Source organism: Bradyrhizobium sp. Rc3b (assembly GCF_900114915.1).
Lineage (GTDB): Bacteria > Pseudomonadota > Alphaproteobacteria > Rhizobiales > Xanthobacteraceae > Bradyrhizobium.
The window spans coordinates 518,718-534,592 of the sequence record NZ_FOUS01000003.1 but is presented as its reverse complement, the minus strand read 5'-3'; the positions used below and the strand labels follow the sequence as shown (position 1 = coordinate 534,592).

17 protein-coding genes are annotated in these 15,875 nt (G+C 64.8%); all 17 read left to right on the top strand.

The genetic code is table 11. From position 1 onward, the window contains the following. The 17 genes from BM190_RS09310 to fliQ all read left to right on the top strand — a co-directional run bounded on the left by BM190_RS09310 (position 1) and on the right by fliQ (position 15,875). A complete protein-coding gene (locus tag BM190_RS09310) occupies positions 1–444 on the top strand; it encodes a flagellar basal body-associated FliL family protein (RefSeq protein ID WP_177236981.1) in 444 nt (147 codons plus the stop codon). Further along, positions 441–1,181 (top strand): flagellar type III secretion system pore protein FliP, encoded by a 741-nt coding sequence (fliP, locus tag BM190_RS09305; RefSeq protein WP_092253767.1) that lies wholly within the window; start codon positions 441–443, stop codon positions 1,179–1,181. Before BM190_RS09310 ends, fliP begins: the two co-directional genes overlap by 4 nt. Positions 1,182–1,422: 241 nt before the next feature. Continuing rightward, on the top strand, positions 1,423–2,328 hold the full coding sequence (locus BM190_RS09300; RefSeq protein ID WP_028145737.1) for a flagellin N-terminal helical domain-containing protein: 906 nt from the start codon (positions 1,423–1,425) through the stop codon (positions 2,326–2,328). A gap of 263 nt (positions 2,329–2,591) precedes the next feature. Then, positions 2,592–3,503 carry a flagellin N-terminal helical domain-containing protein gene (locus tag BM190_RS09295; RefSeq protein ID WP_018318449.1) on the top strand — a complete coding sequence of 304 codons (912 nt, stop codon included), beginning with the start codon at positions 2,592–2,594 and terminating at the stop codon, positions 3,501–3,503. Between the two features lie 333 nt (positions 3,504–3,836). Beyond that, on the top strand, positions 3,837–5,462 hold the full coding sequence (gene fliF, locus BM190_RS09290) for a flagellar basal-body MS-ring/collar protein FliF (protein WP_018318450.1): 1,626 nt from the start codon (positions 3,837–3,839) through the stop codon (positions 5,460–5,462). Beyond that, positions 5,459–6,151: a hypothetical protein gene (locus BM190_RS09285; protein WP_092253766.1), complete on the top strand. Its 693-nt coding sequence runs from the start codon at positions 5,459–5,461 to the stop codon at positions 6,149–6,151. Before fliF ends, BM190_RS09285 begins: the two co-directional genes overlap by 4 nt. Before the next feature lie 6 nt (positions 6,152–6,157). Further along, positions 6,158–7,471, top strand: a complete 1,314-nt coding sequence (locus tag BM190_RS09280) for a MotB family protein (RefSeq protein WP_092253764.1) — start codon at positions 6,158–6,160, stop codon at positions 7,469–7,471. Next, positions 7,468–8,646 carry a chemotaxis protein gene (locus BM190_RS09275; protein ID WP_092253763.1) on the top strand — a complete coding sequence of 393 codons (1,179 nt, stop codon included), beginning with the start codon at positions 7,468–7,470 and terminating at the stop codon, positions 8,644–8,646. The genes BM190_RS09280 and BM190_RS09275 overlap by 4 nt, the downstream gene beginning before the upstream one ends. Continuing rightward, entirely contained in the window at positions 8,643–9,947 is a 1,305-nt protein-coding gene (gene fliK / locus BM190_RS09270) for a flagellar hook-length control protein FliK (protein WP_092253761.1), read from the top strand. The genes BM190_RS09275 and fliK overlap by 4 nt, the downstream gene beginning before the upstream one ends. Continuing rightward, entirely contained in the window at positions 9,898–10,479 is a 582-nt protein-coding gene (locus BM190_RS09265) for a transglycosylase SLT domain-containing protein (protein WP_092253760.1), read from the top strand. Before fliK ends, BM190_RS09265 begins: the two co-directional genes overlap by 50 nt. Before the next feature lie 90 nt (positions 10,480–10,569). Then, on the top strand, positions 10,570–11,802 hold the full coding sequence (locus BM190_RS09260) for a flagellar hook protein FlgE (RefSeq protein ID WP_092253758.1): 1,233 nt from the start codon (positions 10,570–10,572) through the stop codon (positions 11,800–11,802). Positions 11,803–11,836: 34 nt separating this feature from the next. Continuing rightward, the gene (gene flgK, locus BM190_RS09255) at positions 11,837–13,315 is read left to right on the top strand and encodes a flagellar hook-associated protein FlgK (protein WP_092253757.1); all 1,479 of its coding nucleotides are present in this window, start codon (positions 11,837–11,839) and stop codon (positions 13,313–13,315) included. Positions 13,316–13,318: 3 nt separating this feature from the next. After that, complete coding sequence (locus BM190_RS09250; protein ID WP_092253755.1) at positions 13,319–14,365, top strand: flagellar hook-associated family protein; 1,047 nt, start codon at positions 13,319–13,321, stop codon at positions 14,363–14,365. Positions 14,366–14,420: 55 nt separating this feature from the next. Next, positions 14,421–14,765 carry a flagellar biosynthesis regulator FlaF gene (gene flaF, locus BM190_RS09245; protein ID WP_026202022.1) on the top strand — a complete coding sequence of 115 codons (345 nt, stop codon included), beginning with the start codon at positions 14,421–14,423 and terminating at the stop codon, positions 14,763–14,765. After that, complete coding sequence (gene flbT / locus BM190_RS09240) at positions 14,765–15,175, top strand: flagellar biosynthesis repressor FlbT (RefSeq protein WP_018318460.1); 411 nt, start codon at positions 14,765–14,767, stop codon at positions 15,173–15,175. The genes flaF and flbT overlap by 1 nt, the downstream gene beginning before the upstream one ends. Positions 15,176–15,189: 14 nt before the next feature. Continuing rightward, positions 15,190–15,612, top strand: a complete 423-nt coding sequence (gene flgD, locus BM190_RS09235; RefSeq protein ID WP_018318461.1) for a flagellar hook assembly protein FlgD — start codon at positions 15,190–15,192, stop codon at positions 15,610–15,612. Continuing rightward, the gene (fliQ, locus tag BM190_RS09230; RefSeq protein WP_018318462.1) at positions 15,609–15,875 is read left to right on the top strand and encodes a flagellar biosynthesis protein FliQ; all 267 of its coding nucleotides are present in this window, start codon (positions 15,609–15,611) and stop codon (positions 15,873–15,875) included. The genes flgD and fliQ overlap by 4 nt, the downstream gene beginning before the upstream one ends.

Sequence of the window (15,875 nt, the reverse complement as noted above, 5' to 3'; positions counted from 1 at the left end):
ATGCGCCTGATTGCGGCCATCGTGGTGCTGACCCTTGTCGCGATCGGTGCGGGCGCGCTGGCCGGGCTGCATCTGTTTGCGGCCGCCGAGCGCGTCGCCGACGCGAAGAAAACTGCCACGCCGCCGCCGCTTGCCTCGAGCTACGCCGGCAGCGCGCGGCTCAGGAAGCTGTCGCCGATCGTGACCAACCTCGCCGCGCCGGCCAACAACTGGGCCCGCATCGAGGCCTCCATGGTGACCGAGAGCATGAGCGACGAGGATGCCGGCATCCTGGCTGCCCACATCAGCGAGGACATCGTCACCTATCTGCGGTCGGCGACGGTGACGCAATTCGAGGGATCGCGCGGGCTTCAGCATCTGCGCGACGACCTGACCGAGCGCGCCAATATCCGCTCGTCGGGCAAGGTGCGCGAATTGATCATTGAGACTCTGGTGATTCAGTGAGAGTGAAAATCCTGCTGCTCGCGTTGGTCCTGGTCGTGCTGCCCGAAGTGGCGCTCGCCCAGATTCCGGACCTCAACTCGCTGCTGCCGCCCGGAAACGGCTCGACCAGCGGCCGGATCATCCAGCTGATGGCGCTGATCACGGTGCTGTCGGTGGCGCCGGGACTGCTCATCATGGTGACGAGCTTCACGCGATTTGCGGTGGCGCTGTCGTTCCTGCGCGCCGGCCTCGGCCTGCAGACCACGCCGGCCAACCTGGTGCTGATCAGCCTCGCGCTGTTCATGACCTTCTACGTGATGGCGCCGACCTTCGATCGCGCCTGGGAGACCGGCGTCCGGCCGCTGATGAAGAACGAGATCTCGGAAGAGCAGGCCTATCTGAAGATCACGGATCCGTTCCGCGAGTTCATGCTGGCCCATGTCCGCGACAAGGATCTGCAGACCTTCGAGTCGCTCGCCGCGGAGAGCTTTCGCAAGAAGTTCGACGACAAGCGCGTCGATTTGCGCGTCATCATTCCGGCCTTCATGATTTCCGAGCTGAGGCGCTCGTTCGAGATCGGATTTCTCATCATCCTGCCGTTCCTCGTCATCGACATGATCGTGGCGACGCTGACGATGTCGATGGGCATGATGATGATGCCGCCGACGATCCTGGCGCTGCCGTTCAAGATGCTGTTCTTCGTGCTGATCGACGGCTGGAATCTGCTCGCCTCCGGACTGGTGCGCTCGTTCTCGTAACGGCGACGAGCGTCGGCCCGGCTCGTTATGGTTAGCGGAAAGTAATATTAACCATATGATATTGCTATGGAATTCAAGCCGATCTTAATCCGGCGGCAAGATTCGACGTGTTAGCAAGGCGTCACGGCGGGTTGGACCTCACCCACATCAGTCCAAAGGCATGATGCCGCCCCTCCGTACCGGTGCAAGTCCGGTATGTCCCCTGATGAAAATGTAACGCGTACATAAAGGGACATTCGCAATGTCAAGCCTACTCACGAACTCGTCCGCCATGACCGCGCTCCAGACCCTGCGGTCTGTCAGCTCGCAACTCTCGACCACGCAGAGCCGGATCTCCACCGGCCAGCGCGTGGCTACCGCCGCGGACAACGCCGCCTATTGGTCGATCGCGACCTCGATGCGCGCCGACAACGCCGCGCTCTCCGCCGTCTCCGACTCGCTCGGTCTGTCGGCCGCGACCGTCGACACCGAGTACACCGCTCTGAACAAGGTCCTCGGCGACAGCAACTCCGGCCTGACCAAGCTGCAGTCGCTGCTGGTCGAAGCCAAGACCGCCGGTATCGATCGCAGCAAGATCCAGTCGGAAATCACCCAGATTCAGCAGGACATGAAGAACGTCGCAAGCGCGGCGACCTTCAACGGCGTCAACTGGCTGAGCACGAACGCCTCCACGCCGACGACCGTCAATCTCGTGTCGTCGTTCTCGCGTGTCGGCTCTACGCCGACCACCAGCTCGATCACGGTGACCGTCGCCAACTACTCGCTGTACACCTCGAGCACGGGCGGCATCCTCGACACCGTGAGCGGCAGCGCGTCGGTCGACAGCCTCAACATCGGTGCGCTGACCGACTCGGCTGCTGACCAGACCATTCTCGATGGTTACATCGCGAAGGTCACCGCAGCGATCGGCACGGTGTCTTCGGGCGCCGCCAACCTCGGCGCCATCAAGAACCGTATCTCGAACAACTCGGAGTTCGTGAAGTCGCTGATGGACTCGGTGGATCGCGGTATCGGTCAGCTCGTCGACGCCGACATGAACCAGGAGTCCACCCGCCTGGCGGCCCTCCAGGTCCAGCAGCAGCTCGGCGTTCAGGCGCTCTCGATCGCCAACAACAACAGCCAGAGCATCCTGTCGCTGTTCCGCTAAGCCTTCGACGATCTTGGGAGGGCCGCGCTTCTTGCGAAGCGCGGCCCTTTCGTTTGCCTGACCCGCGCACCGTGATTTCGGCTGCCCTGTTGCAGCGGGGGCACAGCGCCACAAGCCCCGCACAAGCTTCGCCGGCTAGTCTGGCCGTTACGACGGATTGGGTTTACGCGCATTTCCGCAGCCCAAAGACATGATGCCGCCCTGTCGTACCGGTGCAAGCCCGGTATGTCCCCATCCAATCTGTTTTCAAAGGGACATCAAAGATGGCTTCCAGCCTGCTTACCAACTCCGCTGCAATGACTGCGCTCCAGACCCTCCGGAATGTCAGCGCCAGCCTGCAGACCACCGAAAACCGCATCTCCACCGGCCAGCGCGTCTCGACCGCTTCGGACAACTCGGCCTATTGGTCGATCGCGACCTCGATGCGCGCCGACAACGCCGCGCTCTCCGCCGTCTCCGACTCGCTCGGTCTGTCGGCTGCGACGGTCGACACCGAATACACCGCTCTGAACAAGGTCATCGGCGACCAGAACTCCGGCCTGACCAAGCTCCAGGCGCTGCTGGTCGAAGCCAAGACCGCCGGCATCGACCGCACCAAGATCCAGGCCGAAATCACCCAGATCCAGCAGGACATGAAGAACGTGGCCAACGCGGCGACGTTCAACGGCGTCAACTGGCTGAGCACCAACGCATCCACGCCGACCACCGTCAACCTGGTGTCGTCGTTCTCGCGCGTCGGCGGCACGCCGACGATCAACACCATCACGGTGACGGTCGCCAACTACTCGCTCTACACCGCGACCACAGGCGGTATCCTGGACACGGTGACCGGCAGCGCGTCCGTCAACACCATCGGTATCGGTTCGCTGACCGACTCGACGGCCGACCAGACCATCCTCGACGGCTACATCGCGCAGGTCACCACCGCGATCAACACGGTCAGCCAGTCCGCCGCCAACCTCGGCGCCATCAAGAACCGCATCTCGAACAACACTGAGTTCGTGAAGTCGCTGATGGACTCGGTGGATCGCGGTATCGGCCAGCTCGTCGACGCCGACATGAACGCGGAATCGACCCGGCTCCAGGCGCTGCAGACCCAGCAGCAGCTCGGCGTTCAGGCGCTCTCGATCGCCAACCAGAACAGCCAGAGCATCCTGTCGCTGTTCCGCGGCTAAGCGGCGCTCTTGAAAACGACCGTGCTCCCTTAAGGGAGCACGGTCCCCGCCGTGACCGGCGGAGGGCGGCACAAGACGCCCGCAATCGATCTCCCGACGTTGAATTTCATGCGATACGCCGCGGCCGATCGTGCGGCCATGCGTCCCGGCGCACGTAGCCGCTGGCCCGATTGCCTTGTCAGGGCTTCTTGTAAAATAGGCCTTCTTGTAAAATAGGCCTTCTTGTAAAATTGCAACGCCTCGCCTGCGAACTGACACATTCGTGTCCTTGCGCAACCTTCAGACAAGGTTGGCAGCGGAGTGTCCCGTACGTTCGCATTGGTACGAGGTCATATGCTCAGTCGTGCGCAGGTACAGCAACTGCTCAACAATCTGCTGGAGCTTGGGCCGCGACGCCTGATGGCCCTGGGCCTGATCGGTTTTGCCGTTCTCGTGACGGTCGTCGGCGGCGCGTACTATCTGAGCCGGCCTGAATTCGAGACGCTCTATACCGGCCTCACCCGCGAAGACGTGACGCGCATGGGCGCCGCGCTGCGCGAGCAGAACATCACCTTCGACGTCAATACGGCCGGCGACGCGCTCTCGGTACGCCCGAGCCAGACCATGCAGGCGCGGATGCTGCTGGCCGAGAAGGGGCTGCCGACCAGCGCCAATTCCGGCTACGAGCTGTTCGACAAGATCGGCTCGCTCGGCCTGACCTCGTTCATGCAGGAGGTCACCAAGCTCCGGGCGCTGGAAGGCGAGATCGCGCGCACGGTGCAGTTGATGAAGGGCGTCAAGGCGGCGCGGGTGCATATCGTGCTGCCGGTGCGCGGCTCGTTCCGCGCGACGCAGCAGCCGCCATCGGCATCGGTCGTGCTGCGCACCGACGGCGCGATCGAGGCCCGCACCGCGCAGTCGATCCGCCATCTCGTCGCCGCCGCCATTCCAGGCATGAACCGCGACAAGGTGACGGTGCTGGATGCCGACGGTTCGATGCTGCTCGCCGAGGAGGACGAGGCGAGCGCCGCCCCGACCAAGATGGCGAGCCTGCAGAAGACGGTCGGCGGCATGGTGCAGGAGAACATCCGCAAGGCGCTGACGCCGTATCTGGGCCTCGACAATTTCGAGGTCAGCGTCGCACCGCAGCTCTCCACCGACAAGCGGCAGATCAACGAGACCGTCTACGATCCGGAGAGCCGGGCCGAGCGTTCGGTGCGGAACGTGCGCGAGAAGGAATCCTCGCAGAACGCCGACCGTTCGACGCCGACCACGGTGCAGCAGAACCTTCCCGATCAGCAGGTCAACGCCGGCGGCGGCAAGAACTCCAGCGAAGACAAGACCCGCCGGGAGGACGTCACCAACTTCGAGGTCTCGTCCAAGACCACGACGACGGTGAGCGACGGCTATTCGGTGAAGAAGCTCTTCATCGCGGTCCTGGTCAATCGGGCGCGGCTGGTCGCCGATCTCGGCGACAAGAGCAACCAGGCCATCGTCGACAGCAAGCTCGCCGAGATCAGCCAGCTCGCGGCGACGGCCGGCGGACTGGATAAGCAGCGCGGCGACCAGATCCAGGTGACGGCCGTCGACTTCATCGAGGGCTCGCGCGAGCTGGCGCCGGTGCCGCCGATCAGCTTCGTCGAGATGATCAACAAGCAGCTCGGCAGCGTCATCAACGCGGTGACGATCCTGGCCGTCGCGTCGATGCTGGTCTGGTTCGGCTTGCGGCCGGCGGTCAACGGCATTCTGACCCATCGCGCGGAGCAGGAGCAGGTGGAGGCCGCCGAGGCCGCTGAGATCGAGGCTGCCGCGGCCCTTGCATTGGCCGAGAGTCAGGACCCCGAGCTCAATCTCGTCGAAGATCTCGAAGGCAAGATGCAGCGAACGCCGCAGAAGCGACTGGAGCAGATCGTCCGGCTCGACCAGGCGCAGGCCGCAGCGATCCTTAAAGACTGGATGCGACGCGAGGAGGCGGCATGAACGCGGCAATCGGAAAATTCCTGACGCAGTTCGACGCGAACGGCCGGGCCAAATCACCGCCGCCTCCGCCGCCCAGGATCCAGGACGTGCTGACGAGGCCGAAGGAGGTCATGCGCGAGGCTCCGCAGCAGCCTCAGGCCCATTCGCAGCCGCTGCCGCAGTCGCCGTCTCCGGCGCCGAAGGCGGAAGCGCCGCCGGCCAATGTCCTGGACGATGCCTACCGCCGCGGCCATGCGGCCGGCGTCGCGGAAGGCGACGCCAGGCTTGCCGAGGAGCGCGTCCGCAGCGCGATCCGGCTCGGCGAGGAGCGCGCCAAATGGTCCGACCAGCAGGCGGTCGCGATCGTCAGCGGCTTCGAGACCGCTTGCCGCGAGATCGAGACCAACATTGCAAGCTCCGTGGCGCGAATATTGCTGCCGTTCCTCACCGAGGCGGTCCGCGACAAGGCGATCGGATCGCTGGTCGAGCAAATCGCGGCGCTGACCGGCAACTCGTCGGTGCCGGCGTTCAAGGTCACCGGCCCGAGCGAGCTGCTCGACCTCGTGAAGACGCAGCTCGAGGCGTCTAGGCGCACCGGCATCGAGTACGAGGCTGCCGACACCCTGGAGGTTCGCGTCGTGGCCGACCAGACCGTGATCGAGACGCAGATCACGGCCTGGAGCGAGCGCCTGAAGGAAGCACGCCGGTAACCCGCCATGGAAGAGGTCAAGCATGAACTCGTGATCGTCCGCCGGCGCAGCGCCTTCGCTGAGGAGGCGCATCACGGCGGCGTGTGGAAGATCGCCTATGCGGACTTCATGACCGCAATGATGGCGTTCTTCCTGGTCATGTGGCTGCTCAACGCGCTCAACCAGGATCAGAAGCAGGTCGTCGCGAGTTATTTCAATCCGATCCAGCTCGCGGAAAATGCCCCCGCGCCGAAGGGCCTGAAGAATCTCTCCAAGAAGGAGCCGACCTCGTTCGAAGGTCAGGACGGCAAGCGTCAGCCGGCCGGCTCGAACGAGGAACGTCGCGGCGACTCGCCGACAGCCGAGAAGCCGGCCTCCTATGAAGAGAAAGTCCTGTTCCGCGATCCCTATGCGACGCTCTCCGAGATCGCGAACAGCGCGAACCAGTCCACGGGACAGCGGCGCGCCGGCGCGCTGACGTCCGCCGAAGAGGATGGTCTCAAGGGCGGCGACGCCTACCGCGATCCCTTCGATCCCGGCTATTGGAAGCTGGCGCCGCAAGCATCCAAGGATGCCGATCGCATGATCGAGAGCGAGCCCAAGCCGAATGCCTCCGCGCGCGACGGCGCCTCAGGCACAAATCAGGGCGAGCCGCAGGCCCGTCGTGCCAAGGCGGACGATGCCGGCGGAAGCCTGGCGCCGAACGCGGATGCGTCGTCCGCAAACCTGTCGCCGCTATTGCCGCCGGGGCCCGCGCCGGCGCAAGCCCCGCGCGAGGGCAGCGCGCAAGCGAGCGTTCAAGCCAACGCCGCCGCGCAGGCGCGTCCCAACGATACGGCGAAGGAGTCTGAGCCGCGCGATGCGGCGCAAACCCAGCAGCCGACCGTGAAGCAGCTTCAGGCCGCGATCGCGGACGCGCTATCTGACATCAAGGCGGGCGCCGGGCCGGCGGCCGAGGTGCGTCAGGTCGAGGAGGGCCTCCTGATCAGCCTGACCGACGATGCGAGCTTCGGCATGTTTGCGGTCGGCTCGGCCGAGCCGCGGCCCGAGTTGATCCGCGTGATCGACAAGATCGGGCCGTTGCTGACGAAACGCCAGGGCATGATCATCGTCCGCGGCCATACCGACAATCGGCCGTATCGTTCTGAGACTTACGACAATTGGCGGCTGTCGACCGCCCGCGCGCAGATGGCCTATTACATGCTGGTTCGCTCCGGTGTCGACGCGCAGCGGATCGAGCATGTCGAAGGCTATGCCGACCGCCGGCCGAAGCTTCCGAACGATCCGGCGGCTGCTCAGAACCGCCGAATCGAGATCCTGATCCGTGAGAGGCGCCCTTGATCAGGCCGCTCCTCTGCGCCGTCCTGCTGCTCCTGCCGTTCACGGCAGCGAACGCGCTCGCACAACCCGCGCGCCAGTCGGGCGAGCCCTATGAGCTCGTCCGCGCGTTGCAGGCCGTGCAGGATGGCATCGCCAACGGTGACACCGCCGCGCATGGCAGCCACGTCGCGCTGATCCGGCAGATCGGAGAGAAGTTTCTCGCCGCCGATCCGGACGTGTGGAGCAATGCGCAGAACAGCCAGGCTGCAGTCATCTACCTGCTCAGCGGCGGCGCGCCGCAAATCGTCCGCAAGCTGCCGCGCGACAAGATGAACGTCGACGAGCGGCTGTTCAACGGCGCGCTCGCCTATGTCGAGGGCCGTCAGGAGGAGGCGCGGGAGCTGCTCAAGGACGTCAAGCCGCGGACGTTGTCCTCCGGCCTCGGCGGACAGGTCGCGCTGGTCCAGGGCGCGTTGTTCGCGCGTTCCGAGGCATCGCTGGCGATCGAGCGTCTGGACGACGCGCGCCTGCTCCTGCCCGGTACGCTGGTGGAGGAGGCGGCGTTGCGGCGCGAGATCCTGCTGGTGGGGCAGGCGGAGGATTTCGACAAGTTCGAGTTCCTGGCGCTGGCCTATATCCGCCATTACCGCAACTCGATCTATGCTGGCGATTTCTGGCAGCGCTTTTCCTCGGGCCTGACGCAATCGAGTCTGGCGCTCGACGATCGCCGCTTCGCGCGGATCGCAGCGCTGCTCGAGCAGATTGATCGCGCGAGCCGCCTCAAGCTCTATCTCGTGATCGCGCGCGCGGCGATGGTGCGCGGGCAGATGGCCGTGACGCGGCTTGCCGGCGAGCGGGCGCTGACGCTCAGCGCCGACGCCTCGGCGGATCGCGAGCGGGCGCATTTCTTCCGCGGCGCCGCGCGAGCGCTCACCGACGAATATGACGGCGGTCTTGCCGAGCTGAAGGCAGTCGACCGGTCGAAGCTGCCCGAGCGCGACGTGCCCCTTATGAATGCCACGGTGCAGCTCGCGCTCGATGTTCGCAAGCCGTTTCCGGGCGGATCCGCCGTCTCGGCCGACAAGCCTCCGGCAACGCCGGCGCGTCTCGATCTGGCGTCATCGACCGTGACGCTCGCGCGCGCGCAGAAGCAGCTCGGCGAACTCGAACTCCTTACCAGGGACCGCCGCCCATGACCAAGCTCAGTGGAACCTCCGGACAGCTCTTCTCGGGTCTCGCCGAGAGCCTCAACATCCGCGGCACGTCGCGTTCGGCAAAGAGCGCCGGGGCCAAGTCGCAGGCTGGCTCGTCGTTCAACGATCTGCTCCACACCGTCTCGAACCTCGCCAAGCAGGCACTCAACGATGAGGGCAGCGATACGACCGCGAAGGCCGGAGCGCTGCGCACGCGTCTGGCGCACCCCGCAGGCAAGGACAAGTCGAAGGACGAGACGGACGAGCGCACCGAGGCGACCGACGTGCTCAAGGCTGGCGACCAGACGACCGCCAAATCGTGGGAGACGCAAAGTCCGGTCGGCCATGATCCGAAGCCGGACGTTTCAAACCGCCCGAACGCTCCCGCGATCGTGGGACAGGATCTCGTTGCCGCATCGGCCGCGAAGCCGCAAATGCCGTCGCAGTCGGGCGACAGGAAAGACGTGCCCGCGCGCGACGAGCGCTCATCCGGGACGAGGCGTGAGGTTGCAACGACAGCGGATTCCGTGCCGTCTGCTGCCGTTCCGACCGGCGCGCGTGCACAAGGCGATGCATCGCAAGCCGCGGCCGCACAGCCAGGCAGCGAGGCTTCCGCCAAAGCCATGCCCGCGACCTCAGGCTTCGAGGCGGTCACGGCCAATGTCGAACGCGCCGCCAAGGTCTCGACGCGCGACGCGTTGCCCGAGACGACCAAGGTCACCGTGGTCCAGCAGGAGACCCATCTGCCCCCGGCGCAGTTCAACGCCCCGCAACAGGTCGCCAATGCGGTCGTCGCCGAGCTGAAGGACTCCGCAGCCCCGGCGGTGTCGGCAGCGCCCGATCTCGCAGCATCCCAGACCAATGCGCCGGATCAGCCGCTCAAGATCCTGACCATCAATCTCGAGCCGCCGGCGCTCGGCAACGTCACCGTGCGCCTTCGTCTCGTCGGCACCGAAGTGTCCGTCCACCTTGCGGCCGCGCGCAAGGACACGAGCCAGATGCTGGATCAGCAGCGCGACCAGATCCGCGATCTCATGCAGACGGCGGGTTATGTCGCCGACGTCGCGCCCGTGCAGCACGGCTCGCTGGATGGATTCCAGAGCGGTTCCGGCCAGTCGCAGCCGCAGCTCTCGGGCCAGCAACAGCCCTCGTCGCAGTCGCAAGGTGCGTTCGGTGGCGCAGGCACGTCGTCGGGGCAATCCGATGGCGGCGCGAAACAGGCCCGCCAGGAACGCCAGCCCCAGGAGACGCGTCATGACCAGGACGTGGGTCAGCCGAATCGTCGCGGCCCTGTTTATCTGTAATGCGGGCGCCGCGGACGCGGCCACCGACGTCGCGCGCCCCTGCGAACGCGAGATGGCGCGCGCGGCCCAGCAGCATGGGATTCCGCTCGGCATTCTCTATGCAGTCGGTCTCACCGAGACCGGCCGCCGCGGCGCGCTTCATCCTTACGCCCTCGGCGCCGACGGCCAGACCGTGTTCGCCAGGGACATGGATGATGCGATCGCAAATTTCCAGGCCATGCGCGGCAAGGGCATCAAGCTGATCGATCTCGGCTGCATGCAGATCAATCACTACTATCACGGCGACAAGTTCGCCTCGGTGCGCGCGATGTTCGATCCCGCCAAGAACGTCGAGTATGCCGCGCGCTTCCTGAAAGAGCTGAAGCAGCGCGAGGGCAGCTGGACCATGGCGGTGGCTCGCTACAATGCCGGCCCCAACAACCAGCCGGCGCAGAAGCGCTATGTCTGTCACATCGTGGCTCACCTCGTGTCGAGCGGCTTCGGCGCCTGGACCGACAAGGCGCGCTCGTTCTGTCAGCCGAAAACGACATGACGACGTGAAGTTGTGCATGGTTCCGAACCATCAGCCCCGCGCAAGCAAGATCCCCCATTGTAACTGCAACCTACCAAAGGAGCCCACTTCATGAGCCTGTATGGTGTTATGCGCACCGGCGTTTCCGGTATGAGCGCGCAGTCCAACAAGCTGTCGACGGTTTCGGACAACATCGCGAACGTCAACACCACCGGTTACAAGCGGGCTTCGACCGAATTCTCCTCGCTGATCCTGAAGAGCGGCTCCGGCAATTACGACTCCGGCGCCGTCGAGACGACCGTCCGTTACGCCATCAGCGACGCCGGACATACCCAGTTCACGACGTCGTCCACCGACCTTGCCGTGCAGGGCAACGGCTTCTTCGTGGTCTCGAACGCCACCAACACGCAGCAATATTTGACGCGCGCCGGCTCCTTCGTGCCGGACGCTCAGGGCAACCTCGTCAACGCGGCCGGCTACTACCTTCTGGGCCAGCCCGGTAAAGTGACCAATTTTTCGCAGAACAGCCTGGCTGGAATGCAGATCGTGAACATCGCCCAGGTCTCGCAGGTGCCGGTGCCGTCGACTGCGGGCACCCTGACGACCGGCAATCTCGATCCGAAGGCGGCTGTCATTGCTGGTCCGCCCGGTCCGGCGTCATATTCGTCGAAAAGCTCGATCGTCGCCTACAACAATATCGGTCAGGCCGTTACGCTCGACGTCTATATGTCCCACACCGCGACGGCGGCCGGCTCGGATACCTGGCAGGTTCAGGTCTACAATTCCGCGACGGGCACCTCGCTCGCCGCCGCCACCACTTTCACCTTCGACACCACCGCGACCGGAAAGGGCGCGCTGGCCGCGGCGAGCCCGACGGGCCTTACGTTCACGGTCCCGGGCGGCGCGGCGATGACCATGGACCTGGCGAACATGACGCAGGTTGGAGCCGACTTCAGCTTCAAGGCCACCGTCAACGGCAGCGTCCCCGCGGCGATCGACAAGGTCGATGTCGACGAGGCGGGCCACGTGACGGCGATCCTCAAGAACGGGCAGCAGCTGACGCTCTACACGATCATGCTCGCCGACGTCGCGAGCCCCGACAATCTGACGCCCGAGCCGGGCAACGTCTATTCGACCAACATGAATTCCGGCAATGCGCAGGCCGGGAATGCCGGCACCGGCGGGCTCGGCACGGTCCAGTCCGGTGCGCTGGAGGACTCCAACGTCGATCTCGCGGACGAGCTCACCGGGATGATCGAGGCGCAGCGCGGCTTCACCGCCAACTCGAAATCGTTCCAGACGGGCGCCGACCTGCTCGACGTCGTCGTCAACCTGAAGCGCTGAATTCTCCAGCGCTCACCCCCGGCAAGAGCAGATCATGTCCCTTACCGCCGCCCTCGACTCCGCTCGCGCCTCGCTCATGGCGTCGGGCATCCAGTCGTCGACGATCTCGCGCAACATCGCCGGTGCCAGCGCCACCGGCTATTCGCGCAAGATCGCCGTGCTGGACAACCTACCCGGCACCGGCGTCTATGTCGCGGCGATCCAGCGCGCGGCCAGTTCGGGCCTTTATTCGAACGTGCTGACCGCGACCTCGTCGTCGGCCAAGCAGAACGTGATCTATGACGGCCTGCAGAAGATCGCGGCCGCGACGGTGGACGATCCCGAGCTCGAGCAGTCACCGACCGCCCAGCTCAACAAGCTGAAGCAGGCGCTGCAGCAATTCGCCAACTCCACCGACAATGCGACCCTGGCGCAGGCCGCCGTGACGTCCGCCAAGGACATGGTGACCGGGCTCAACCAGGCCACAAGGACGGTGCAGTCGGTCCGCGAGGGGGCCGACGCCGACATGGCGAATTCGGTCGCCAACATCAACCAGCTGCTGTCCCAGTTCCAGACCGTCAACACCGCCATCGTGAAGGGTACGATCTCCGGCGACGACGTCACCGACTATCTCGACCAGCGCGACAGCATCGTCTCCAGGCTGTCGCAGGAGGTCGGCGTCTCGATGTCGATCCGGACCAATGGAGATGCCGCGCTCTATACCGACAGCGGCGTCGTGCTGTTCGACAAGACGGCGCGGGCCGTGAGCTTTGCGCCGACCAACGCCTATACCGCCGGCACCACGGGCAATGCCGTCTTCATCGACGGCGTTCCCGTGACCGGTGCCAATTCCGTCATGCCGCTCAAGTCCGGCAAGCTCGCCGGCCTGGCCCAGCTGCGCGACAAGGACACGGTCACGTATCAGAGCCAGCTCGACGAAATCGCGCGCGGCCTGATCGAGGCCTTCAAGGAAAGCGACCAGTCGGCTGTCCCGACGCTGGCGGACCGGCCCGGCCTGTTCACTTATCCCGGCGCGCCCGCGATGCCCGCGAGCGCCACGATCTCGGTGGGCCTCGCCGGGAGGATCTCGGTTGCCGCTTCGGTCGATCCGGCCGTGGGCGGAAACCCGAACCTGCTGCGCGACGGCGCGATCAGCGGCGTTGCCGCCTATAATTACAACACGACCGGCAATGCCGGCTTCTCGGCGCGGTTGCAGCAGCTCATCAACAAGATGGAAGCGCCGCAGCCGTTCGATGCCACGGCCCAGGGCAAGCCGAGCGGCAGCGTGATCGAGTTCGCGTCTTCCTCGGCGAGCTGGATCGAAAGCCAGCGCAAGACCGCCGACGACAACGTCCAGTATCAGAATACGCTGCTCGACCGCAGCACTGCGGCGCTGTCCAACGTCAGCGGCGTCAATATGGACGACGAGATGGCGTTGATGCTCCAGGTCGAGCGCACCTATTCGGCGTCGTCGAAGATCATTTCCACCGTCGATGAGATGCTGCAGAGCCTGCTGGCTGCCGTGGGGAATTAAGTCATGATGAGCGCGAACTACATCTCGACCCTGATGCTGTCTTCATCGTTGAGGTCGTCGATCACGAACAACCAGAGCGCGCTGACCAAGGCCTCGAAGGAGGCGACCACCGGGCGTTTCGCCGATGTCGGCCTCGAGCTCGGCACGGGAACGGGCCGTGACGTGGCGCTGCGCGCCGATTTCAACTTCGCCGATCAGCTCGTCGACACCAACGAGCTGGTTTCGGGGCGCCTCGACGTGACCCAGAACCGGATCACGCAGCTCGGCAAGACCGCGTCGGAATTCCTCAAGAACCTGATCGCGGCCCGCGACGCCGACAGCGGCGCGAAGATCATCCTGCCGAGCGCGTCAGCGAACCTTCAGGACGTCATCGGCGCGCTCAACGTCTCCTACAACGGGTCGTATCTGTTCGGCGGAATCGATACGCAGACCGTGCCCATCACGAACTACGCGGCCGGCTCGGCCAGCAAGAACCAGGTCGATGCGGACTTCCTGGCGACGTTCGGCTTCTCGCAGGCTGCGGCCGGTGTCAGCACCATCACGCCGGCGCAGATGCAGAATTTCCTCGACAACACCCTCGACCCCGAGTTCGCGAGCCCGGCCTGGAACGCCAATTGGTCGTCGGCCACGGACCAGACGCTGTCGAGCCGTATCTCCACGACCGAGGTCGTCGACAGCTCGGTCAGCGCCAACCAGCCCGGCTTCCGCAAGCTGGCCGAGGCCTACACCATGCTCACTGATCTCGGGAACACGAGCCTGAGCAAGGACACGTTTCAGGTCGTCGTCGACAAGGCCATCAGTCTGGTCAGCGGCGCGATCAACGATCTCGCCGTGCTCGGCGGTACCGTCGGCTCGATCCAGCAGCGGGTCACCGGCGCGACCGAGAAGCTGAAGATCCAGAAGGACATCCTCAACGACCAGATCGTCAAGCTGGAGGCGGTCGACCCGACCGAGGCCTCGGTCCGCGTCAACACCCTGCAGACCCAGATCAAGACGGCGCTCGCGCTGACCTCGCAGCTCCAGCAGATCAGCCTCATCAACTATCTCTAGAGCCGAGGCTCGCAACCTCGTCTTGTTAACCGGTCTCTTGCGCAGAGTGATGCTGATGACGTTTGAAGCCTATGAATCGGTCGTCGACGAGAGCGGCTACGAGGCGCGGGGCCGCGAGCGGCAGGCGCTCAGCCTCGGCATCGACCGGCTCGAGCGGATTCAGCGAGGCGTGTTCCGCCTCGAGGATCTGGTCGAGAGCCTGCTCTATGTGCGGCGGCTATGGACGATCTTCATCGAGGATCTCTCGCATCCGGAGAACGGCCTCCCGGACAAGCTGCGCGCCGACATCATCTCGATCGGCCTGTGGGTCGTCAAGGAGGCCGATCGGCTTCGCGAGGAGAAGTCGAACGACGTGATGCAGCTCATCGAAATCAACCGCCTGATCCGAGACGCTCTTTGATGAAGATCTCATTGCGGGCGGGCGAACGGATCTACATCAACGGCGCGGTGCTGCGCGTGGACCGCAAGGTCTCCGTCGAGCTCGTCAACGACGTGATGTTCCTGCTCGAAGGGCAGGTCATGCAGGCCTCCGACGCCACCACGGCGCTGCGGCAGCTCTACTTCATCGTCCAGCTCATGCTGATGAACCCGACCGACATCCGCGACGCCGCGGCGCTCTACGCACAGCATCACGCGGCCCTGTGCGCCGTGTGCGAGAGCCGCGAGATGCTGGACGGACTGGGCGCGGTCGACGAGCTGGTCGAGGCGACCCGCTACTTCGAGGCGCTCAAGCGGATCCGGGCTCTGTTCCCGGTGGAGCAGGCCATCCTGGCCGGCGCCATCACCGAGTCCCCATTCCAGGCTGCCTGACAGCGGAGAGCTACATGAACGTCAACAGCGCGACCGACAGCACGAGCAAGTCGTCCAGTTCGACCGGCTCCACCAATTCGACCTCGAGCAACAGCGTCGACTACAACACGTTTCTTCAGCTTCTCGTCGCCGAGATGAAGAACCAGGATCCGACCAATCCGATGGATACCTCGCAATATATGAGCCAGTTCGCACAGCTCTCGACGGTCGAGCAGGCCATGCAGACCAATTCGAAGCTGGATGCGCTGCTGTCCTCGCAGTCGTTGTCGCAGGCCAACGGCCTGATCGGCAAGACCGTCAGCTTCACCGACGCCACCGGCGCCAGCTTCAGCGGCAAGGTCGTCTCGGTCTCCATCAACGCCGACGGCTCCATCGCGACCCTCGAGAACGGCACCAAGGTCGCGGTCGGGCCGGGACTCACGATCAGCCAGTCATGAACGAACGCGACGCTCTCGACATCGTCCAGGCTGCAATCTGGACCATCATCGTCGCCTCCGGGCCCGCGGTCGGCGCGGCCATGCTGGTCGGCACCATCATTGCGCTGATCCAGGCCCTGACCCAGATCCAGGAGGTGACGCTGACCTTCGTTCCGAAGATCATCGTCATTCTCCTGGTCGTTGCCGTCTCCGGCTCCTTCATCGGAGCACACCTCTCCACCTTCACAGAGATGGTCTATTCGCGGATCGAGCGCGGCTTCTGA

Excerpts from the sequence above, each read along its gene's own strand:
- BM190_RS09310 (WP_177236981.1), top strand. The coding sequence starts at position 1 with ATGCGCCTGATTGCGGCCATCGTGGTGCTGACCCTTGTCGCGATCGGT.
- BM190_RS09300 (WP_028145737.1), top strand. The coding sequence starts at position 1,423 with ATGTCAAGCCTACTCACGAACTCGTCCGCCATGACCGCGCTCCAGACC.
- BM190_RS09295 (WP_018318449.1), top strand. The coding sequence starts at position 2,592 with ATGGCTTCCAGCCTGCTTACCAACTCCGCTGCAATGACTGCGCTCCAG.
- fliF (WP_018318450.1), top strand. The coding sequence starts at position 3,837 with ATGCTCAGTCGTGCGCAGGTACAGCAACTGCTCAACAATCTGCTGGAG.
- BM190_RS09285 (WP_092253766.1), top strand. The coding sequence starts at position 5,459 with ATGAACGCGGCAATCGGAAAATTCCTGACGCAGTTCGACGCGAACGGC.
- BM190_RS09280 (WP_092253764.1), top strand. The coding sequence starts at position 6,158 with ATGGAAGAGGTCAAGCATGAACTCGTGATCGTCCGCCGGCGCAGCGCC.
- fliK (WP_092253761.1), top strand. The coding sequence starts at position 8,643 with ATGACCAAGCTCAGTGGAACCTCCGGACAGCTCTTCTCGGGTCTCGCC.
- BM190_RS09265 (WP_092253760.1), top strand. The coding sequence starts at position 9,898 with ATGACCAGGACGTGGGTCAGCCGAATCGTCGCGGCCCTGTTTATCTGT.
- BM190_RS09260 (WP_092253758.1), top strand. The coding sequence starts at position 10,570 with ATGAGCCTGTATGGTGTTATGCGCACCGGCGTTTCCGGTATGAGCGCG.
- flgK (WP_092253757.1), top strand. The coding sequence starts at position 11,837 with ATGTCCCTTACCGCCGCCCTCGACTCCGCTCGCGCCTCGCTCATGGCG.
- BM190_RS09250 (WP_092253755.1), top strand. The coding sequence starts at position 13,319 with ATGATGAGCGCGAACTACATCTCGACCCTGATGCTGTCTTCATCGTTG.
- flaF (WP_026202022.1), top strand. The coding sequence starts at position 14,421 with ATGACGTTTGAAGCCTATGAATCGGTCGTCGACGAGAGCGGCTACGAG.
- flbT (WP_018318460.1), top strand. The coding sequence starts at position 14,765 with ATGAAGATCTCATTGCGGGCGGGCGAACGGATCTACATCAACGGCGCG.
- flgD (WP_018318461.1), top strand. The coding sequence starts at position 15,190 with ATGAACGTCAACAGCGCGACCGACAGCACGAGCAAGTCGTCCAGTTCG.
- fliQ (WP_018318462.1), top strand. The coding sequence starts at position 15,609 with ATGAACGAACGCGACGCTCTCGACATCGTCCAGGCTGCAATCTGGACC.